Annotated in this window: 19 protein-coding genes and 1 pseudogene; 13 read left to right on the top strand and 7 right to left on the bottom strand. The window is 53.9% G+C overall.

Features of this window, described 5'->3' with window-relative positions:
* Positions 1-78: 78 nt before the first annotated feature.
* The gene (locus tag FLS37_RS08800; protein ID WP_157669523.1) at positions 79-2,052 is read left to right on the top strand and encodes a monovalent cation:proton antiporter-2 (CPA2) family protein; all 1,974 of its coding nucleotides are present in this window, start codon (positions 79-81) and stop codon (positions 2,050-2,052) included.
* A gap of 244 nt (positions 2,053-2,296) precedes the next feature.
* Here FLS37_RS08800 and FLS37_RS08795 read toward each other — a convergent pair whose 3' ends face one another.
* Positions 2,297-3,448 (bottom strand): Do family serine endopeptidase, encoded by a 1,152-nt coding sequence (locus FLS37_RS08795; RefSeq protein WP_157669522.1) that lies wholly within the window; start codon positions 3,446-3,448, stop codon positions 2,297-2,299.
* A gap of 37 nt (positions 3,449-3,485) precedes the next feature.
* Between FLS37_RS08795 and FLS37_RS08790 the strand changes: the two genes are divergently transcribed.
* The 7 genes from FLS37_RS08790 to FLS37_RS08760 all read left to right on the top strand — a co-directional run bounded on the left by FLS37_RS08790 (position 3,486) and on the right by FLS37_RS08760 (position 8,919).
* Positions 3,486-4,232 (top strand): Nif3-like dinuclear metal center hexameric protein, encoded by a 747-nt coding sequence (locus FLS37_RS08790; RefSeq protein WP_157669521.1) that lies wholly within the window; start codon positions 3,486-3,488, stop codon positions 4,230-4,232.
* Complete coding sequence (locus FLS37_RS08785) at positions 4,229-4,675, top strand: hypothetical protein (RefSeq protein WP_157669520.1); 447 nt, start codon at positions 4,229-4,231, stop codon at positions 4,673-4,675. The genes FLS37_RS08790 and FLS37_RS08785 overlap by 4 nt, the downstream gene beginning before the upstream one ends.
* Before the next feature lie 130 nt (positions 4,676-4,805).
* The gene (gene petA / locus FLS37_RS08780) at positions 4,806-5,390 is read left to right on the top strand and encodes a ubiquinol-cytochrome c reductase iron-sulfur subunit (protein WP_157669519.1); all 585 of its coding nucleotides are present in this window, start codon (positions 4,806-4,808) and stop codon (positions 5,388-5,390) included.
* Positions 5,391-5,401: 11 nt separating this feature from the next.
* A complete protein-coding gene (locus tag FLS37_RS08775; protein ID WP_157669518.1) occupies positions 5,402-6,760 on the top strand; it encodes a cytochrome bc complex cytochrome b subunit in 1,359 nt (452 codons plus the stop codon).
* Positions 6,761-6,770: 10 nt separating this feature from the next.
* Entirely contained in the window at positions 6,771-7,529 is a 759-nt protein-coding gene (locus FLS37_RS08770) for a cytochrome c1 (RefSeq protein WP_157669517.1), read from the top strand.
* Positions 7,530-7,782: 253 nt separating this feature from the next.
* Positions 7,783-8,388, top strand: coding sequence for a glutathione S-transferase N-terminal domain-containing protein (locus FLS37_RS08765; RefSeq protein WP_157669516.1), 606 nt, complete (start codon positions 7,783-7,785; stop codon positions 8,386-8,388).
* A gap of 105 nt (positions 8,389-8,493) precedes the next feature.
* Positions 8,494-8,919: a ClpXP protease specificity-enhancing factor gene (locus FLS37_RS08760; protein WP_157669515.1), complete on the top strand. Its 426-nt coding sequence runs from the start codon at positions 8,494-8,496 to the stop codon at positions 8,917-8,919.
* A gap of 93 nt (positions 8,920-9,012) precedes the next feature.
* Here FLS37_RS08760 and FLS37_RS08755 read toward each other — a convergent pair whose 3' ends face one another.
* The 4 genes from FLS37_RS08755 to purM form a co-directional block, all read right to left on the bottom strand.
* On the bottom strand, positions 9,013-10,350 hold the full coding sequence (locus tag FLS37_RS08755) for an RsmB/NOP family class I SAM-dependent RNA methyltransferase (RefSeq protein ID WP_157669514.1): 1,338 nt from the start codon (positions 10,348-10,350) through the stop codon (positions 9,013-9,015).
* Between the two features lie 98 nt (positions 10,351-10,448).
* Entirely contained in the window at positions 10,449-11,699 is a 1,251-nt protein-coding gene (locus tag FLS37_RS08750) for a DUF3108 domain-containing protein (RefSeq protein ID WP_157669513.1), read from the bottom strand.
* Positions 11,696-12,337 (bottom strand): phosphoribosylglycinamide formyltransferase, encoded by a 642-nt coding sequence (gene purN / locus FLS37_RS08745; RefSeq protein ID WP_157669512.1) that lies wholly within the window; start codon positions 12,335-12,337, stop codon positions 11,696-11,698. Before purN ends, FLS37_RS08750 begins: the two co-directional genes overlap by 4 nt.
* Positions 12,338-12,652: 315 nt before the next feature.
* Entirely contained in the window at positions 12,653-13,696 is a 1,044-nt protein-coding gene (gene purM / locus FLS37_RS08740; protein ID WP_157669511.1) for a phosphoribosylformylglycinamidine cyclo-ligase, read from the bottom strand.
* Positions 13,697-13,906: 210 nt separating this feature from the next.
* Between purM and hda the strand changes: the two genes are divergently transcribed.
* A complete protein-coding gene (gene hda / locus FLS37_RS08735; protein ID WP_157669510.1) occupies positions 13,907-14,569 on the top strand; it encodes a DnaA regulatory inactivator Hda in 663 nt (220 codons plus the stop codon).
* An 8-nt stretch (positions 14,570-14,577) separates the two neighbouring features.
* On the opposite strand, the gene FLS37_RS08730 is transcribed toward hda, so the two are convergent.
* Positions 14,578-15,216: a type II secretion system protein gene (locus tag FLS37_RS08730; RefSeq protein ID WP_157669509.1), complete on the bottom strand. Its 639-nt coding sequence runs from the start codon at positions 15,214-15,216 to the stop codon at positions 14,578-14,580.
* A gap of 266 nt (positions 15,217-15,482) precedes the next feature.
* Between FLS37_RS08730 and leuS the strand changes: the two genes are divergently transcribed.
* From leuS to rng, 4 genes are all read left to right on the top strand, one after another.
* Positions 15,483-18,128, top strand: coding sequence for a leucine--tRNA ligase (leuS, locus tag FLS37_RS08725; protein ID WP_157669508.1), 2,646 nt, complete (start codon positions 15,483-15,485; stop codon positions 18,126-18,128).
* Positions 18,129-18,390: 262 nt separating this feature from the next.
* Positions 18,391-18,921: an LPS assembly lipoprotein LptE gene (lptE, locus tag FLS37_RS08720; protein ID WP_157669507.1), complete on the top strand. Its 531-nt coding sequence runs from the start codon at positions 18,391-18,393 to the stop codon at positions 18,919-18,921.
* Positions 18,921-19,940 (top strand): DNA polymerase III subunit delta, encoded by a 1,020-nt coding sequence (gene holA / locus FLS37_RS08715; RefSeq protein ID WP_157669506.1) that lies wholly within the window; start codon positions 18,921-18,923, stop codon positions 19,938-19,940. The genes lptE and holA overlap by 1 nt, the downstream gene beginning before the upstream one ends.
* Positions 19,941-19,948: 8 nt before the next feature.
* The gene (gene rng / locus FLS37_RS16895) at positions 19,949-21,400 is read left to right on the top strand and encodes a ribonuclease G (protein WP_157669505.1); all 1,452 of its coding nucleotides are present in this window, start codon (positions 19,949-19,951) and stop codon (positions 21,398-21,400) included.
* Between the two features lie 15 nt (positions 21,401-21,415).
* Here the strand turns inward: rng and FLS37_RS16890 are convergent.
* Positions 21,416-21,662 (bottom strand): annotated as a pseudogene (locus FLS37_RS16890) (integrase core domain-containing protein); the annotation flags it as partial.

The raw sequence follows: 21,662 nt of genomic DNA, 5'->3' as shown, positions 1-21,662 counted from the left end.
ATCAAGCAAATCGGTCTTTCAATCCTTTCACAGGCTGATCCCTCCTTCATCCTGACTTACTGAGAAGCGTCCAGCTGCATGTCGTCCATCTTGCAAAATTTGCTCCTTCTGTTGGCGATTGCCGTCGTAACGGTGGTCATCTGCCGCAAAATCAAGCTGCCGCCGATGCTGGGCTATCTGCTCATCGGCATGGTAATTGGCCCCCATGCGCTAGGGATGATTCCCTCCAGTGAAGAAGCCAGCCATCTGGCCGAATTTGGTGTGGTTTTTCTGATGTTTACGCTGGGGCTGGAATTTAATCTGGCCAAACTCAAGGCCATGCGCCGCACGGTATTTGGCTTGGGCCTGAGTCAGGTACTGTCCATTCTGGTGCTGGTTGGCGCCATTGTCATGCTGTTTGGCATGAGCTGGCAGGTAGGGCTGGCTTTGGGCGCAGCCATGGCAATGTCATCGACCGCCATGGTGTCAAAACTGCTGTCAGATCGGAATGAATTGAACGCGCCGCACGGGCAGAATGCGTTTGGGATTTTGCTGTTTCAGGATCTGGCCGTTGTCCCTTTTCTGATCATGATTCCGGTTTTAAGTCAGCCGACCGAGCAATTGGCAGCCTCGCTAAGCTTTGCCGCGCTCAAAATCATCTTTGTACTTACTCTGCTGCTCTGGCTGGGGCAAAAGCTGATGCGCCCCTGGTTCAACCTGGTGGCCAAACAGCATTCGAGCGAGCTATTCATGCTCAATATCCTGCTCATTACCCTAGGGATTGCCTGGCTGACTGAACTGGCGGGGCTTTCGCTGGCGCTGGGCGCGTTTCTGGCGGGGATGCTGATTGCCGAAACCGAGTATCGCTATCAGGTTGAAGACGATATTCGCCCATTCCGCGATTTATTGCTCGGTCTCTTTTTTGTCACCGTCGGGATGAATCTCGACTTTGCGATTTTACTGGCGCAATGGCCGCTGATTCTAGCGCTGGTGATTTTGCTCGGGCCAGTCAAAATCATGATCATCGCCGGCTTAGCTCGCCTATTTGATCACTCTCCCGGCACGTCCTGGCGCACGGGGTTTGCCCTAGGACAGGGTGGCGAATTTGCATTTGTTTTGCTGGCACTGGCCGCCGGGCAGAACTTCATGCCCTCCGCACTACTACAAAGCACGGTGGCGGCAATCATTTTGTCGATGATGATTACGCCATTTCTGATCGAGCATTCCGATAAATTAGTGCTGCGACTAGCCAGCTCGGAATGGATGAATCTGGCCGCCAATCTGCACCAGATTGCCGTGCGCAGCATGGCCAATACCGGGCATGTCATCTTGTGCGGCTACGGGCGCAGTGGCCAGTCTTTGGGGCGGATTCTGCACTCGGAGAATATCCATTTTTTCGCGCTCGACCTAGATCCGGAAAAAGTGCGCGAAGCGGGTGCAGCGGGCGAGTCAGTGGTGTTTGGCGACGCGGCCAAGCGTGAAGTGCTGATTGCCGCAGGGCTGATGCGTGCCCGCGCCTTGATTGTGACGTATGCCGATACGCATTCGGCAATGAAAATACTGGAAATGGTGCACCAAATTCGCCCCGAACTGCCAGTCATTGTGCGCACGCAGGACGATAACGACATTGATTTGCTCAAAAACGCCGGCGCGGCCGAAGTGGTGGCTGAAATCATGGAAGGCAGTCTGATGCTGGCCTCGCATACGATGATGCTGCTGGGTGTGCCGCTAAATCGGGTGGTGCGCCGGATTCGTGAAGTGCGGGAAGCGCGCTACCAGCTGATTCGCGGCTTTTATCGCGGCTCGAACGAAGAAAGCGAAGATTCAGATCGCCACCAGCCCCGCCTTCACACCGTTCAGCTGACACAAAACGCACATGCGATTGGTTACACCATCGGCGAATTGGCGCTCAACCAACTGCATGTGGAAGTGCGCAGCATCCGGCGTAAAAACCAGGCTTCTACCGAGCCTAGTTACGATTTCCAGCTGCAAAACGGCGATGTGATGGTGCTACTGGGTGTACCCGAAAATCTGGCCGCCGCCGAAATACTGCTGCTTCAGGGCAATCGCTAAGGCTAGTGCTTTGCGTCGATTGATGAGTTGATTGGGTATTGAATATGGCGATGCAGTCACTCTGGCGCACAAGGGGTTTCAACGCTGAATTGACACAAGCAGCGGCACACCTCATTAGCACGGGTATGTCGCCACAAGCCAGATATAGAATGACGTACAGGGCAATACCCTAACACAGCACTCCGCAATAAAACAGGCCTGATGGTTAAAACCAATCTGGCCTGTTTGCGGCTTGAGCAAGCACTTAGTTGCGATTGAACTTAGGTCGCTTGCCAATGAGCACACGCGCTTCTACCGTCTCGCCCTGCCGCACATACACCAGTGACACATCCTGCTCAGGCTTGAGCGCAGAAATGATATTGAGCATTCTGGCCGAATCGCCCACCTCCTTGCCATCAATTGATAACAAGACATCACCCGGTCTGATGCCGGCCTTTGCCGCCGGGCCATTGCGCACCACGCCGGCAATCAGCGCGCCGCGCGTGTCTTTCAAGCGAAATGATGAAGCCAGCTCGGCGCTGACATCCTGCACTTCCACGCCCAGCCAGCCGCGCGTCACACTGCCATCCTTGATCAGCGCTTCCATAATCTGCTTAACCGTCGTAGCCGGAATGGCAAAGCCAATGCCGAGCGAGCCGCCGGTTTTGGAATAAATCGCGGTATTGATCCCCAGCAAATCGCCACGGGTATCGATCAGGGCGCCACCCGAATTACCCGGATTAATTGCCGCATCGGTCTGGATGAAATTTTCAAAGGTATTAATGCCCAGCTCTGAGCGCCCCAGCGCCGACACAATGCCCATCGTCACCGTCTGCCCAACGCCAAACGGATTGCCGATGGCCAGGACAACGTCACCAATGTCTACTTTGTCGGCATCGGCAAAGCTGATGGCCGGCAAATCGGGTAAATCAATTTTAATTACCGCAATATCGGTATCCGGATCACTGCCAATCAGCTTGGCTGAGGCTGTGCGCCCGTCTGAGAGCGCCACTTCAATTTCATCGGCTGCTTCAACCACGTGATTATTGGTCACGATATAGCCTTGCTCGGATACCAGCACGCCCGAACCGAGGCTGGATGGTCGCTGGGCTTCGTCGCCCAGACCACGCTCGCCAAAAAAGCGCCGGAACAAGGGGTCATTGAGCAAAGGATTGCGCGGCTGACGGGCTTGCTGCGAAGTAAAGATATTCACCACCGAGGGTTTTGCTTTTTTGGCGGCGGCGCTATACGAGAGCTCGGCGGGCGCAGAAGCGGCGGCAAGTGTCTCTTTTACCGTCACAACCGGAGTCTCGGGAGCCACCGGAAAACGCCATTCCGGCTTTAATAACGTCAGCAAAAACCAGACCGCCAGACCGATCGTGGTGGTTTGTGCGAAAATAAGCCAAAGTTTTTTCATATCACGTTTATCTTTATGCGCAGGTTCAAATAAATAAATGCAACGTCAAGAACTGGAAAATTATATCGGACAACTGCTTGCAGTGGCACGATTCAAAGATTACGCACCCAATGGTTTACAAATTGAGGGCAAAGACCAGATTCACAAGATCGTGACCGGCGTAACTGCATCGCTCGCGCTGATTGAAGCGGCCATTGAACACGGCGCCGATGCAATTCTGGTTCATCACGGCTATTTCTGGAAAGGCGAAGAGCAAGTCATTACCCGCACCAAAAAGCAGAGAATCAGCAAACTGTTGCTCAATGACATCAATCTGTTTGGCTACCACTTGCCGCTGGATGCGCACGACACGCTGGGCAATAACGCCCAGCTGGCGCAAAAACTGGGGCTGATCCCAACCGGGCGGTTTGGCGAGCAGGAACTGGCATGGCGCGGCGAGCTGCCCGTCCCGATGTCACTGGACACCTTTAGCCAGCATATTGCATTGCAACTGAACCGCACGCCGCTCACCATTGGCGAGGCCAGCAAACCCGTGCAACGCATCGCCTGGTGTACAGGCGGCGCGCAAAGCTATTTCCGGGAAGCCAGCACCCTGGATATCGACTGCTTTATTACTGGTGAAGCGTCCGAATTTGTCACCCATCTGGCCAGAGAAAGTGAAGTGGCCTATATCGCAGCCGGTCACCACGCCACTGAACGCTACGGCATCAAGGCACTCGGCCAGCATCTGGCTGAAGAATTCGGCCTAGAACACCTTCATCTTGACTTGGACAATCCGGTATGAAAATCAAACTCCAACACGGCATCGCTCTAACCTGCTGTGCGCTAATGGCAGCGTGCGCCACCCCCGGCAAGGCCCCCTCGCCCAGTGCCACACCCGCCCCCACTACGACAAAGATGCCCGCCCCCAAAGCAGGCGTGCTGGTCATCGGCCGCAGCAGCAAGGCGATCATCGAAGATATTGTCAGCTATCGCAGCAGCAAGGGCATGAAGATACTGGTGCGCACACCAACCTATATTGAATTTTCGTCCGCGATCGGCAAGGCCAATATCCCGACCGAAGCGCGAATCCAGTACACACTGAGCAGCAGCGCACAAGGCTGGGTGCTCAGTGCCAAAGTGCTACAAATCAGCTACCCGGGGACGAAAAAAGAAAAAATCGAAGAAATAACCGCGCATGTGCAAGACAAATTAAATGAAGAATTGGCGCGCTACGCGACCAATTAAACCCGCTTTTTGAACTTTATTTTGCAAAAGCGCCGCCAAGACGCATCAGAGAGCTTTAAGTTCCGCACTGCTTTCGGGTAGAATTTGGCGGTTTAAGAATATTGCGTTCCTACAAATCAGGGATTGGGTTATGAGTGAGCAGCAAGTAGATAATAGCAAGCGGCGATTTTTATTAATTGCCTCCAGCGCAGTGGGCGCGGTTGCGACGGCAGGGGTAGCAATACCTTTTGTCGCCAGCTTTTTTCCATCCGAGCGCGCCAAAGCAGCCGGGGCTCCGGTCGAGGTTGATGTTAGCAAGCTAGAACCAGGCCAGAAGATTACCGTTGAATGGCGTGGCAAACCGGTATGGGTGGTTAATCGCACCCCCGAGATGCTGAAGAACCTGTCGAAAAATGACCCCAAGCTGCTCGATCCGAGATCGGACGCCAGCGAACAGCCAGAGTATTGCCATAATGCCACCCGGTCTATCAAACCGGAAATCTGGGTTGCCACCGGCGTATGTACTCACCTGGGCTGTTCACCCACTTTCCGTCCGGATCTGGCCCCAGCCGATCTGGGTGCTGACTGGGTTGGCGGCTTTTACTGCCCCTGTCATGGCTCCAAGTTTGACCTAGCTGGCCGCGTCTTCTCTGGCGTTCCAGCTCCGATCAACTTGGTTATCCCTCCGCATAAATACCTTTCCGACACGACGATTCTGGTCGGCGAAGACAAATAAGGGGCTAAGTCATGAGCATTCAATTAAACGCTGTACCGGAAAAGGTATTGAACTGGGTCGACGAGCGCTTTCCGCTCACTAGCACCTGGAAAGCCCACGTTTCCGAATATTACGCACCAAAGAATTTCAACTTCTGGTATTTCTTCGGTTCACTGGCCATGTTGGTGCTGGTGATTCAGATCGTCACCGGCATTTTCCTGACGATGAACTACAAACCCGATGGCAATCTGATCCCGGGCACCAATATTTCGGTCGCCTTTGCATCAGTTGAATACATCATGCGCGACGTGGCTGGTGGCTGGATTATCCGCTACATGCACTCGACTGGCGCATCGATGTTCTTCGTCGTGGTGTATCTGCACATGTTCCGTGGCTTGATTTATGGCTCTTACAAGCAACCGCGTGAACTGGTTTGGGTGTTTGGCGTCCTGATTTTCCTGATCTTGATGGCTGAAGCATTCCTGGGTTACCTGCTACCTTGGGGCCAGATGTCATTCTGGGGTGCGCAGGTGATTGTGAACCTGTTTGCGTCAATCCCGGTGATCGGCCCGGACCTGTCAGTGCTGATTCGTGGCGACTTTGTGGTTTCTGATGCCACACTTAACCGCTTCTTTGCCTTGCATGTGATTGCCGTACCGCTCGTCTTGCTGGCTCTGGTCGTTGCGCACTTGGTTGCACTGCACGAAGTGGGTTCAAACAATCCTGATGGCGTTGAAATCAAGAAAAACAAAGATCCGGTTACGCACATTCCGCGCGATGGCATCCCGTTCCACCCTTATTACACGGTAAAAGACGTGTTTGGCGTGGCGGTATTCCTGGCGGTATTCTGCGGCGTGCTGTTCTTTGCCCCGGAAATGGGCGGCTTCTTCTTGGAGCACCCTAATTTCGATCCTGCTGACGCACTGAAAACGCCTGCACATATTGCGCCCGTATGGTATTTCACGCCGTTCTACGCCATCTTGCGCGCAATCCCGTCTTTCCTGGGTACGCAAGTTTGGGGTGTATTGGGCATGGGTGCAGGGGTAGTGATTCTGGCCTTCCTGCCATGGCTGGATCGCTCACCGATTAAATCAATCCGCTACCGCCCAACCAGCTTTAAAGTAATGTTGGTGCTGTTCCTGATTTCATTTATTGGTTTGGGCATCCTGGGTGCGAAACCAGCAACAGATTTCCGCACAGTGGTTTCACAAGTACTGAGCATTGTTTACTTCGCCTTCTTCCTGGGTATGCCGTTCTACACCAAGAACGAGAAGCCTTGCGCGCCAGTACCTGAGCGTGTGACTTTCTCCACCGGCAAACAGCAGATGATGTTCATTGTTTACGTCACCATCGCGGTGGTTGGCGCTTACCTGTTCGGCACATTCATCTAAGGAGACAGCCATGAAAAAAACACTCGCTAGCCTCCTCACCGTTGCCAGCCTGGCACTATCCACTCATGCACTGGCTGCTGGTGCAGGTGTACCTCTGGATAAAGCGCCAATCGATCCAAGCAATGCAGAGAGCCTGCAACGCGGTGCACAGACTTTTGTGAATTACTGTCTGTCTTGCCACGGTGCAGCGGTTATGCGCTATAACCGCCTGCAGGATATTGGCCTGACCGAAGAACAGATCAAAAACAACCTGATGTTCACCACTGATAAAGTCGGTGAGCAAATGAAAGTGGCAATGGCGGCCAAAGATGGCAAAAACTGGTTTGGTGCGACACCACCCGATCTGAGCCTGATTGCCCGTTCACGCGGCACCGATTGGCTCTATACCTATCTGCGCACTTTCTACCGTGATGACACCCGCCCCACCGGCTGGAACAATCTAGTGTTTGATAAAGTCGGTATGCCGCACGTATTGTGGGAATTGCAAGGCGAGCAGATTCTGCACGTTGAAGGCGAGGGTGAACACGCCAAGAAAACGCTGAAACTGGTTAAGCCCGGCACATTAACCCGTGGCGGTGAGAATGGTCAGTTTGATAATCACGAATACGATCAACGTGTTGGTGATCTGGTCAACTACCTTTCGTATATGGCTGAGCCAACTCAGGTGAAACGCGAACAGATCGGTTATGGCGTGCTGCTGTTCCTGATTTTGTTCCTGATTCCAATCACTTACCTGCTGAAAAAAGAATACTGGCGCGATGTGCATTAATTTGCAGCGTCAGTAACGAATCAAGAGGGCGGATTTTCCGCCCTTTTTTACGGGTATATTGCCCAAAGACTTATACAGTCAGTCCTCCTAGCCAATACCCTCAATACAAACCCAACCTCATCAGGCAATAAGCACACAGCGCCGAAATTGCCAGTTTTCATTTAAAAATCATCAGCTTATCGGTGTTTTCGTAGCTATTGCAGCGCAATATCATTACAATTGCGCCTTGCTACTCACAAAGGACATACACGCCATGATGAAGTTGTACTCTGGTACTTCCTGCCCATTCAGCCACCGCTGCCGCATTGTGCTATTTGAAAAAGGCATGGACTTTGAAATTCTCGATGTAGATATTCATAGCAAACCAGAAGATCTGGCGATCATGAACCCGTACAACGAAGTACCGGTTCTCGTTGAACGCGATTTGCAACTGTATGAATCAAATATCATCAATGAATACATTGACGAGCGCTTCCCGCACCCGCAACTGATGCCTGCGGACCCCGTGATGCGCGCTCGTGCACGCCTGATGCTGTTCAATCTGGAACGCGAGTTGTTTATCCACGTTAAAACCCTGGAAGACAGCAGCTCCAAAAAAGCCCAGCTAGAAGCTGCACGTGCGGCCATTCGCGACAATCTGACACAAATTGCGCCGATCTTCACCAAGCAAAAATTCATTCTGGGCGAAGAGTTCTCGATGCTTGACGTCGCAATTGCCCCACTACTGTGGCGTTTTGAGCACTACGGCATTGAAGTGACCAAGGGTTTGGTGCCCGTAATGAAGTATGCAGAGCGTCTGTTTAGCCGTGAAGCCTTTATCGAATCGTTGACCGCCAACGAAAAAGCCATGCGCAAATAATCCAAAGCCCCGTTCGCGGGGCTTTTTGCTGCATGCTTGATTTACACCGAAGCAATGTAAGCCTGCTACAATTGCAAAATACTTTTTTATTTTGCGGGGCCGACCATGCAAACTGTATCGACCAAACCGTATTTACTGCGCGCCATTCATGAATGGTGTTCCGACCAGGGTTTCACCCCTTATCTGGTTATCGCCGTCCGCGGCAAAATGCAAGTACCTATGGAGTACGTCAAAAATGGTGAGATTGTGCTCAATGTGAGTTACAACGCTTGCCGTAATCTGACCATTGCCAATGACTTTATCAGCTTCTCAGCGCGCTTTAATGGCGTTTCACGCGATATTGAAATTCCGGTGGGTGCAGTTATCTCTATTTTCTCCCGCGAAAATGGCGAAGGCATGGGCTTTGAATACGAGGGCAACGAGTCTGCCGGTGAACCGGAATCAGCACCAGAATCTAGCCATCACGACGAACCACCACAAGACCCGCCACCACGCCCAAGCGGACGCCCCCAGCTGCGTGTCGTGAAATAACCACCTGGGTAAGTACAGCACTTCTACCGCCTCAATTGATCAATAAAAAACCCGCCAAAAGCGGGTTTTTGCGTTTAACATAATTGCTATGTATTACTCGATTGCCTCATCCTCAGCCGACAGCATGGCCGATTCCTCCTGCGCTTTGGCTTTTTCCACCGAAACGCGCTGCAGTACCGCAGCAAAGAAAGCATCGGTCTGATGCTGCTGCGGTGTCAGTTGCAAGAATTCATCGTTGAGCGCAATTTCAACGCGCTCTTTGGCCAGTAATTCGCGGGCGTCAAGCAGTTGAAAATCAGGGTGCGCCATCAGAAACTCGCGCACAATTGCTTGATTTTCGCTGTGCAAGAAGCTGCATGTGGCATACACAAGACGACCACCGTTTTTCACCAGACGCGCTGCCGATTTCAAAATAGCGCGCTGTTTGTCATTCAACTCAGCCACACTGCTCGCCGACTGGCGCATTTTCAGATCAGGATTGCGGCGCAGCGTACCCATGCCGGAGCACGGCGAATCGACCAGCACGACGTCCATTTTGCCAGCCAGACGCTTGATCTTCTGATCGGTCTCCGACGCAATCAGCTGTGGATTGACATTCGACAGCCCAGATCGCGCCAGACGCGGTTTCAAATTGGCCAACCGTTTTTCCGATACATCAAAGGCATACAAACGGCCAGTATTTTGCATCATCGCACCGAGCAATAAAGTCTTGCCGCCAGCGCCAGCACAAAAGTCCGTCACCATCTGGCCACGTTTCACGCCCGACAGCAAACCGAGCAGCTGACTGCCCTCATCCTGCACCTCAACACGGCCTTCGATAAAGCATTTGTATTTATTGATCGCCGGCTTGCCTTCCACCCGCAAGCCCCAGGGCGAATACGGCGTTGGCGTGGTATTGATATCGCCAGCGGCTTTCAGCTCAGCGGCGACGGCTTCGCGTTTGGCTTTAATGCTATTGACGCGCACATCCAGTGGCGCGGGCTGCAACATCGCCAAGCCCATAGCCAAGATCTGCTCTTCAGTCTGGCCCTCGGCCAACATGGCATCAACCAACCACTGGGGTATAGCTGCGCGCACGTTGAGTGGCGCATCACGCAGCGCCATACCCTTCATGGCACCGGCACGTTCCTTGTCTTCATCGGTAAATACCGCCGGCAACTCGCGCACATTCAGATGCTTGATCCGGGTAAAGTACGCCAATAGCAATTCACGCGTACTGGCCAGACGCGCCTCGCTACTACCTGCCAGCCATTCGAGCTGCGGCAAATGGCGCAGCATGCTAAATACGGTTTCCGCAATGACAGCCCTATCTTTATGCCCTAAATCCTTGTTTTCGCGAAAATGGCGCGATACCACGGCATCTGCAGGAGCGTTAAAACCCAGCGCCGAATTCAAAATATCCAGCGTGGCAGATAATTGCTTTGGTGTCATAAATACTCTCTTTTTCAATCGAGCCACCTGTAGGCAGCTCATGCGTCGGCGTAATAGCCGGCGGCTTCAGGGTCGAAACCCTATTAAAAATCTGTTCATCAAGGCCGTCGCTGGCCTTGTGTGTTGGGGTTAACCCATTCCAGTACTTTTTTACCGTCTAGTGTCAAATTGTAGGCGGATAAATCATAAGTGCCATCCTTGCCAAAATTGAGCACCATGCGCACTGGCAAATTATGCCAATCCGGCGCAAGCCAGAAATCGACCTGACGCTCGCCGGTACGTGAGCTCATCAGCAGCGCGGGAATCTCCTTGCCGCCAATTTTGAGCTGCGCTTCGCCCTTGAGTTCAAACTGCACCTCGGGATAGCGCTTGCGCCCGGAAAACAGCGCCATTTCATACTTGGGCTGGCTACCGCCCATCAAGGCCAGATGCAAGGCAGCCGACATCAGATCCTGATCACCCGCAGCAAAAGGCTCCACCTTCTGATTTTCGCCTTCACTGAGCGTGACTTCTGCCCTCTCCCAGTCAAAGCGCACATCAAACTTGGGCGTAGTAAACTGCTTGCGATACTCGACAAACTGCTCGGGCATCACGCCCTGCTTGTCAATTTTGCCACGGCTGATAAAGCGGCGAGCATGGCCGGGAATCGGCACATCCAGCTGCAAGTCATAGCGTCCTGCTTCCAGTTTCCAATGCAGATAGGCTGGAAAACCAAGATAGCGATATTCGATTTTGACTTCACGTGGAAACAGTTTGGCCGCTTCGCGATCGATCTTGGTCGGATCAATCCGCTTTGCCAGCGCCGCTGACGCCCGTTGCACGCTGGATGCCTTCTCTGTACCAAGCAAAGCCTTCACTGCGCTAGCCTGACTCGCGGCAGCCAGTGCTATGCCTGCCGACTGCAGCACATTGACCGCCGCCAAAGCCACTGGCTCGCTGGCGGCCAGACCATCAGAATCATTAGCAGTGATCGACGAAGTGATGGCCGTCGGTGCACTTGCCGCATCCGTCGACGGCGTGCCTTCTTGAACGACTTGCGAAGCAGCTTCTGCCGCCAGCTTGCGCTGCCGGGCCTTGGTTACTGAGCGCGCGCTTGTGGCAGGCTCAGCCTGCCGCACGGCGGCGGGCTGCAAGAAAACCACTTGCTGCTCTACTGCTTTCACCTTGGGCAACTGATCTGGCGTATCCAGATGATCCAGCGACTGGCTAGCCAATTGTCGCGCCGTCTTTTTCAGCACGGGATCAGCGATCTGCCGATAGCTCAGCCAGTTGAGCACCGGCTCGGCCAGCACCGAAACCAGATGAAGCGTCAGCGACAAGGCCAGAGCCCACCAGGCATATTTGCTCATGATGTGGTGCTGGGGGCTCGCAAAAAGACTTCAGGATTGGCAGCGGCGGCGTTTTTCACCTTGCCATCGATCACCTGCAGCTGATCGGCCACAAACCAGGCCACCGCCTGCGGATACAGCTGATGCTCCTGCACCAGAATTCTGGCTGCCAGCGTGTCGGCGCTATCATCATCGAGCACGGGTACCGCAGCCTGCGCAATCATCGGGCCGTGATCGAGTTCGGCGGTGACAAAATGCACGGTGCAACCGGCCAGCTTGACGCCCTCATCGATCGCGCGCTGATGCGTGTGCAAACCGGTAAAGGCTGGCAATAGCGATGGATGCACATTGATCAGGCGGTTTTCATAGCGCTGCACAAAACCTGCGGTGAGGATGCGCATAAATCCGGCCAGCACCACCAGATCGGGCGCGTAGCCATCGATTAATTCGGCCAAAGCCTGATCAAAGCGATCCCGGTCGGCAAATTGTTTGTGATCGAGCACGGCGGTTTGAATGCCGCGCTCGGCCGCCCAGGCCAGGCCCGCCGCATCGGGGCGATTGGAAATCACGGCGGCAATATGCGCTCCGGCAATCTGTGCGTTCACAATGGCCTGCATATTGCTGCCACGGCCAGAAATCAGAATTACAAGATTTTTCATGCGTCATCCATGGGTATATGCCTACAGGTCAATCTGTAAAATAGCTGCAGGGCCATACCCCATTAAAACAATTACTACACTATCAAAACAAAAAGCGAGGTCAACGACCTCGCCCGGATGAATGACCAACCCCACTCGCGAAGCGAGGCTCCCCTCAAAGAGGGGACGGGAGGGGTGGGAATAAAACATAAAGGCTGCAGATTCAAGCCGCTATTGATTAAGCTCGGCTTTGCCGAGACTTGAAAATCGCCATTTCCCATTTTGTCAGCAGCCTGCGCGAGGTCTGCGACCTCGCCTTTGTCAGACCAGCATCAATCAGGCAACCTGAGTCTGGTGCTCGTCGCCAACACGCTCACGGACCACGCCCAGCTGATACACCGTTTCGCCTTCCTGCGTCAGCAAGGCGGTCGCGGCGGCGGCATCTTCAGCGGCGACAATCACCACCATGCCGACGCCGCAGTTAAAGGTTTTGTACATTTCCTGTTGCGCCACATTGCCCTGCTCTTGCAGCCACGTAAAGAGCTTGGGCATCGTCCAGCTCGCGGCATCGATTTGCGCAACAACATTGTCCGGCAACACGCGCGGCACGTTTTCAGTAATACCACCACCGGTAATGTGCGCCATGCCTTTCACGGTCAGGGTGTCGATCAGTTTCAACAATGGTTTTACGTAGATGCGCGTAGGCGCCATGACCACATCGGCCAAAGAACGACCACCGTCGAATTCGGCGTTGTAATCAACGTGATCCAGATTCAGAATTTTGCGGATCAGCGAGTAGCCGTTGGAGTGCGCACCGTTTGATGCCAAGCCCAGCACGACGTCACCGGCTTTGATGTCTTGGCCCGTGATGACTTTTGATTTTTCCACCACGCCCACCGCAAAACCGGCCAGATCGTACTCGCCAACCGGATACATGCCCGGCATTTCAGCAGTTTCGCCGCCAGTCAGCGCACAACCTGCTTGCTCGCAACCAAAAGCGATGCCTTTGATCACTTCAGTCGCGCTATCTACATCCAATTTGCCACAAGCAAAATAGTCGAGAAAAAACAGCGGCTCGGCGCCTTGTACCAGAATATCATTGACGCTCATGCCCACCAGATCGATACCCACGGTATCATGGCGATTGAGTTCGAAAGCCAGTTTCAGTTTGGTGCCAACCCCGTCGGTACCGGAAACCAGCACGGGTTCTTTGAATTTTTTGCTGATTTCAACCAGCGCACCAAAACCACCAATACCGCCGAGCACCTCGGGGCGCATTGTACGCTTGGCAAAAGGTTTGATATTTTCAACAAGCTGGTCACCTGCGTCGATATCTACACCGGCATCACGGTAACTTAGACTTTGCTTGTGTTGGCTCATGGGAATGGTCTCGTAGTGGGCGGCGCTGTGAGTTAAAATGCAGCGCCAGATCTGCTAAAGTGCGCATTTTATCGCATTTAGCTGCGTCTGTTGACCCCAGTTTCAGCTTTTATCACACTGAAAATGCAGGTTTATTAAAATACCGCCTTGCATTCTCTCTACGGCACTTTCAGACTTGAACCGCATTTTTAATCGTATGCCCACGCATAAATGAAGCAACTGATCCTAGATTTTCTGCCCCCGGCGCCGCGCACTTTTGATGATTTTGTGCGCGGGGACAATGCCGAACTCCTTTTCCAGCTAGGCGAATGGGCGCAGGGAGAAGTGCGGGCCTTGTATATCTGGGGAGAAAGCGGAGCCGGCAAAAGCCACCTGCTCAGCGCCAGCGAAGCCAGGCTGGAAGCCGCACTGCCCAGTTACTACATCAACGCGCGCCAGAGCATGCTACCGCAGCAGATCGAAGGCAATGCCGCACTGCTGGTCGATAATGTTGAATATCTGGATGCCGAGCAGCAAATCACACTTTTTGATCACTACAACACCCTGCGTGAAGGTGGCGGGCGGATTCTGGCCAGCGGCAATCTGCCACCGATGTTGCTTGCCCTGCGCGACGATTTGCGCACCCGGCTAGGCTGGGGGCTGGTTTATCAGCTCAAATCATTATCGGACGACGATAAAATCGCAGCCCTGTTGCGCCGCGCCCGGCATCTGGGCTTCGAGTTACATCGCGAACTGGCCGAATACCTGCTGCACCACGCCAGTCGCGACCTTCCCAACCTTTATCAATTACTGGAAGAGATCAATACAGCGTCTTTATCACGCCAGCGCGCGGTGACGCTGGGCCTGATCCGTGAAACGCTCAAGTCCAGCTAAATCAGCTATCACGGTAAAACCCTGATCCCCACCGAGCCATTACCAGCTAGCGCCCAGCAATCGCCACCATCATTGGTGTATGCCGCGGCGCCTGCCTGTGTGGCGGCATTAGTCGCCGAGCTGCGCACATTGCCCGTGGTCGGAACACCATCGTCAATCGCCCGATCCAGCGCGCAGACAAAACGCACATCCACATCCTGCTGCGTCGTAACACCGGCACTGGTTTGTGTACCCGGCGTCATATAGTTATGCGCAGTCGTGTAGTTGGTGATTGCCGTGCCTTCGGTAATCACCCAGGGCACACCAAACACGCTTTGCATATCGGCAGCACTTAGAATCCCAGCATTGACCAGCAAGAGCGGTGCACTATTGTTTTCCAGCAAGCCCAGGCTGCCATTTTTTGCCCCGCTGCATAGCGTTTGTGTGGTCACCAGCGCGGCACAGCCATCACCCGGATAAGCACCGTATTTTTCGTAATAGACATTGAATGCTGCCTGCATTTTATTCACTTGCGCGGCCATATTTTTTACTTTGGCACCGTCAATCAAGTCCTTGCCTTTAAAAGCGGCACCAAGGATCAGGCCGATAATCACCAATACAATGGCCATCTCGACCAGGGTAAAACCATATTGCCGGGAATGAAGCATCTTGAAATCTCCTGCGCGAGTGATTGAGCACTTTTATCGGGACTTCAGTTTAGATAGCCCTCGCAATAATTTACAAGACAAGTAATAAAAGATTTTCAAGTCCTGCACCGGCGGCCAATTCAAGCGCAAAGCCGTATCACTAGCTCACAGCAAGCTCGATACAAGGCCGGTGCAAAAATCGCGCCCGCACGAAGGCAAAGCAAACGTCAAGCGACCCCGGCTCAGGTATAATCGCCGTTTTGATATTTTCGACAACGCCGCCGACCATGCAAGAACAGTACTCACCGCTCTCCGTCGAAGCCGCCGCCCAAAGCCACTGGGATGAAACGCGCGCATTTGAAGTCACTGAAGACACCAGCAAACCGAAATACTACGCCTGCTCGATGCTGCCTTATCCATCGGGCAAGCTGCACATGGGTCACGTGCGCAACTACACGATCAACGATATGCTGGCACGTCATCTGCGGATGAAAGGCTTTAATGTACTGATGCCGATGGGCTGGGATGCGTTTGGTCTACCCGCTGAAAACGCAGCGATTGCCTACAAGAAATCACCGGCGGAATGGACTTACGCCAATATCGACGACATGAAGTCGCAAATGAAGCCATTGGGCTTGGCATTTGACTGGTCGCGCGAAATCGCGACGTGCGATCCTGAATACTACAAGTGGAACCAGTGGTTCTTCCTGAAAATGCTGGAAAACGGCACCGCATACAAAAAAACCCAAATCGTGAACTGGGATCCGGTAGATCAAACAGTCTTGGCGAATGAGCAAGTGGTGGATGGTCGCGGCTGGCGTTCTGGCGCGATTGTAGAAAAGCGCGAAATTCCGGGTTACTACTTTGCGATCACCAAATACGCCGATGAACTGCTAAACGACATCGACACGCTGGAAGGCTGGCCCGACATGGTGCGCGCAATGCAGCGCAACTGGATCGGCAAATCAGAAGGTGTACGTTTCGCGTTTAAACACGATATCAAAGATGCGGACGGCAACCTAGTGCAAGACGGTAAGCTGTACGTTTTCACGACGCGTGCCGACACGATTATGGGCGTGACCTTCTGTGCCGTGGCCGCTGAGCACCCGCTGGCGACACGCGCTGCGGAACTCAAACCAGAACTGGCTGCATTCATTGAGGAATGCAAAAAGGGCGGCACTACCGAAGCTGAACTGGCAACGCAAGACAAAGTCGGCGTGGCGACGGGTCTGTTCGTGACTCACCCGCTGACTGGCGCACAAGTGGAAGTCTGGATCGGTAATTATGTCTTGATGGGCTACGGCGATGGCGCGGTCATGGCCGTACCTGCGCATGACGAGCGCGACTTTGCCTTTGCCAAAAAATACAATTTGGCGATCAAACAAGTGATCGCCGTTGAAGGCGAAGCATTCAGCACCGACGCATGGGCAGAATGGTATGGCGACAAAACGCGCGGCGTGACGGTTAATTCGGGCAAATACGACGGGCTAAGCTACAAAGCGGCGGTTGATGCGGTAGCGGCCGACTTGGCGGCGCAAGACGCTGGCGAGAAAAAAACCACGTGGCGTCTGCGCGACTGGGGTATTTCCCGCCAGCGCTACTGGGGTACGCCAATCCCGATTATCCACTGCGATTGCTGCGGTGACGTACCTGTGCCGTACGAGCAGCTGCCCGTTGTGTTGCCGACCGACTGCATTCCAGATGGCTCGGGCAATCCATTGAAACATCGCGAAGATTTCTTAAACGTAGATTGCCCGAAATGCGGCGCACCAGCGAAACGCGAAACCGACACGATGGATACCTTCGTGGATTCGAGCTGGTATTTCATGCGCTATTGCGACCCGAAACTGAGCGACGCGATGGTTGGCAACGGCACAGCGTACTGGATGGGTACGGCTAACAATGCCGCTGGTGGCATGGACCAATACATCGGCGGTATCGAGCACGCGGTCTTGCACTTGCTGTACGCGCGTTTCTGGACCAAGGCGATGCGCGACGCCGGCCTGATCAATTTTGGCGAGCCATTCAAAAACCTGTTCACGCAAGGCATGTTGCTGCGCGATTGCTATTACCGTGAAGACGCAAGTGGCAAAAAACGCTGGTTCTACCCAGCCGAAGTTCAGGTGCAGCACGACGACAAAGGGCGTCCGATTGCGGCGATTGCCGTTGAAGACGGCCAACCTGTCATCATGGGCGGCATCGAAAAGATGTCGAAATCGAAAAACAACGTGGTTGAGCCCAAAGACATTATCGAGAAATTCGGCGCCGATACCGCGCGCCTGTTCACGATGTTTGCTGGTCCGCCAGAGCAAAGCGCGGCTTGGTCAGATAGCGGTGTTGAAGGTGCTTACCGTTACCTGCGCCGCCTTTGGGGGTATAGCTTTAAACACGTTGATTCCATTCAATCAGCAGCCAATACCCTGCAAGGTATTGATCTTAGCAAAGATGATAAAGCGCTGCGTTTTGAAGTGCACAATACACTCAAGCAGATTAACCTCGACTACGAACGCCTGCAGTACAACACGGTCGTGTCAGGAGTGATGAAGTTGCTCAATGCACTGGAAGGCTATAAAGGCGAAAACAGTGCGGTGATCCGCGAGTGCTTCGGTATCCTGCTGCGGGCGATTTACCCGGCTGCGCCGCACATTGCTCATACGCTATGGAATGAACTGGGTTATCGTGCAGCGCAGGGCGGTGAGATTGCCAGCGCCGCGTGGCCAGAGCCGGAAAGCGATGCGCTGGTGCAAGACGAAGTGAAGCTGATGGTGCAAATCAACGGCAAACTGCGCGGTGAAATTCATGTCGCCAAAGACGCGAGCAAAGAAGCGATTGAAGCGGCTGCGCTCGCCGACGAAGGCGTGAAAAAACATCTGGAAGGCGCGCCGAAGAAAGTGATTATTGTACCGGGACGTCTGGTCAATATCGTCGCCTAAGCCGGCAATAAAGTGGTTGACCTGTGGCCTGGCGCTTCATGCGCACGGCCACAGACAGTGCAACAGCAGCCATTTTTTTGCGACACAAGGCCGAAATATTCACCGCTTGGCAGCTTCAACGCAGACACTGCCTCCAAGCAGCGACTGTATTGGCATTGCATTCCTGACATCGGCTCAGCACTGCATAGAGAATTTCGGCAGAACTGGATTGAAAATTGCAGAGCAATTGCGTCACCAACAAGTTTAAACACAAGGAGTTTTCATGCCTTTGCACCTTCGCACCCTGCTAGCCGCCCTACTCAGCCTAAGCCTGATGGCGTGCGGTTTTCATCTGCGCGGTCAGGGTCCAAACTCGACGCTGCCCTTTGCCAGCGCCAAACTGATCGGTAATGGCGGCGCTTTTCAGGATTTAAGCCGCCAGCTCGGTTTAATGAAAATCAACCTTAACTCACCAACGCCGGAAATCACCATCCAGATTCTGTCCGAAGGCATGGATAAGCAGGTGCTGAGCGTCAATAGCAGTGGTCAGGTGGCCGAATACCGGCTGTATTACCGCCTGCACTTTAGCGCCAGCAAAGTGGGCGAAACGCTAATCGACGACCATGCGATCTCCTTGCAGCGCAATATTTCCTGGGATGAGAACAGCGTGCTGTCCAAGGAAGCCGAAGAGGCAAGCCTGATTCGCGAAATGCAGCGCGATGCTGCCGGGCAGATTATCCGCCGGATTAATGCCGCGGCCAAAAATGCGGGCAACACGTCTGCAGCAAACAGTAGCAACGCTGCAGGCCAATAATGCGCCCTGACGAACTCCCCCGGGCGCTGCAGCGCGGGCTGGCTCCGCTGTATGTCATCCACGGTGACGAGGCGCTACTGGCGCTGGAAGCGGCGCAGCACATCCGCGATGCAGCGCGTCAGGCTGGCTATAGCGAGCGCGAAGTGCTCATGGTGGAAAATGCCGCCCATTTTCAATGGTCACAGCTGCAAGCCAGCGGCGCAACCATGTCGCTTTTTGCCGAACTGCGCCTGCTGGAATTGCGCATTCCCAATGGCAAGCCAGGTACTGAGGGGGGTAAAGCGCTGGAGAGCTTTGCCAGCAATCTCCCCAGCGACATACTCACCATTATCACGCTACCCAAGCTAGACAAAACTGCACTCAACAGCAAATGGATGCAAGCGCTGGCCAAAGCGGGCGAAGTGATCGAAGCCAAGCTGATCGAGCGCACTGCACTGCCGCAATGGATTAATCAGCGCCTTAGCCTGCAGGGGCAAAGCCTGGCTGACGACGCCATGGTCTGGTTGGTCGACCGCGTTGAAGGCAATCTGCTGGCGGCACATCAGGAAATCCAGAAACTCGCGCTACTGCACCCCAAAGGCGTTTTGACGCTGGCCGAGCTGGAAGCTGCGGTAGCCAATGTGGCGCGTTATGACGTATTTAGCCTCGGCGAGGCGGTGCTCAGCGGCGACGCCAGCCGCGTTTGCCATATGCTGGCCGGGCTGCGCGCCGAAGGCGAATCACCAGTGCTGGTGCTCTGGGCGCTGGCCGAAGAAACACGAACACTATACAAATTTGCCCAAGGTCGCTCGCGCGGGGTTGCCGCAGCGCAGCTGACCAAAGATTTGCGCATCTGGGGCAATAAGCAGCGCTTTATCGAAGCGGCTGCCAGCCGCGTCAACGCTAAACGCCTGAAAGCTGCCCTGCAGCTCGCCCGCCGGATTGATGGCCTGATCAAAGGCATTGGCGATGGCGATGTCTGGAACGAATTCACCGACCTGGCTTTACTTCTGATCAACCCCGGTACGCAGCGGATTTAACACGCCCTATGAAAGAACAGATTCTCGTCAATATCACCCCGCAGGAAACCCGCGTCGCAACAATTGAAGACGCCGTAGTGCAGGACATCCATATTGAGCGCACCGCGCACCGGGGCCTGGTCGGCAATATCTATCTGGGTATGGTCAAGCGCGTATTGCCCGGCATGCAAAGTGCCTTTATCGAAATCGGGCTGGAGCGCGCCGCTTTTCTGCATATCGCCGACGTCATTCAGCAGCGGCAAAATCCGAATGAAGTGCAACGGATAGAGCGCATCCTGCACGAAGGCCAGGCGGTGATGGTACAGGTGATCAAAGACCCGATCGGTACCAAAGGCGCGCGCCTATCGACCCAGATCAGCATCGCGGGCCGTTTTCTGGTCTTTTTGCCGCAAGACAATCACATCGGTATTTCGCAACGCATCGGAGACGACGCCGAGCGTGATCAACTGCGCAAACGCATGGAAACGCTATTGCCCGGAGATCATTGCGGCTACATTATTCGCACCAATGCCGATCATGCATCCGATGACGAGCTACGTGCCGATATTGATTACCTCAATTTGATCTGGGCCGATATCAAGCAAAGCGCGCAAACCAAACCGGCCAAATCGCTGCTGTTTCAGGATTTATCGCTGCAATTGCGCGTGCTGCGCGATATGGTCACCGAAGAAATCGAAACCGTCCACGTCGATAGCCGGGAAAATTTTGGCCGCATGAGCGAATTCGCCGCGCGCTTTGTCGCCGACGTGCTGCCCAAAATCCAGCATTACGCAGGTGAGCGGCCGCTGTTCGAGCTGTATGGCGTTGAAGCCGAGATCGAGCGCGCGCTCAGCCGACGCGTCAATCTGAAGTTTGGTGGCTATCTGATTATCGATCAGACCGAAGCAATGACGACCGTAGACGTCAATACCGGTGGCTTTGTTGGCACCCGCTCGTTTGACGACACGATTTTCAAAACCAACCTGGAAGCCACGCAAGTCATTGCGCGCCAACTGCGCCTGCGCAATCTGGGTGGCATTATCATTGTTGATTTTATCGACATGGATAATGAAGAACACAAAAATGCCGTGATTACCGAGCTGAAAAAAGCATTGGCGCGTGATCGCACCAAAATCACCGTCAGCGGCTTTACCAGCCTGGGGCTGATCGAAATTACGCGCAAGCGCACGCGCGAATCGCTAGCGCACATCCTGTGCGAGCCATGCCCCACTTGCCAGGGACGCGGCGAAGTGAAAACCCCGCAAACGATTTGCTATGAAATTCTGCGCGAGATACTGCGCGAAGCGAAGCAGTTTAACGCCAGCCAGTACCGCATTTTGGCGTCACAAGCAGTGATTGATATGTTCCTGGACGAAGAATCGGCCAATCTGGCCCAGCTGGTTGACTTCATCGGTAAACCGATTTATCTGCAGGTAGAAAGCGCGTACACGCAAGAGCAGTTTGACGTGGTACTGGTTTAATGAGCGTTCATACATGTCCAGTCCCGGACGATTGCTGATACGTTTTTTGAATAATTCTGGATGCGTTTTCTGCCATTCTTTCATGGACTGGATCGGCGTGCGATGTCCCAGCGCCAGTTGTGGCAAATGTTGATTGTAGAGCAACACGTAGCGTGCCAGCGTTTCGGCCAAATCGGCGCCTGAGACAAAACGATGAGTGGCCAATACATCGCTAATGCGTCCATTGAAACGCTCGACCATCCCGTTGGTTTGTGGGCTGCGC

Source organism: Chitinibacter sp. GC72 (assembly GCF_009760905.1).
GTDB lineage: Bacteria > Pseudomonadota > Gammaproteobacteria > Burkholderiales > Chitinibacteraceae > Chitinibacter.
Note: the sequence above shows the minus strand (reverse complement) of the source record. Positions and strands in the feature narration are given on the sequence as shown.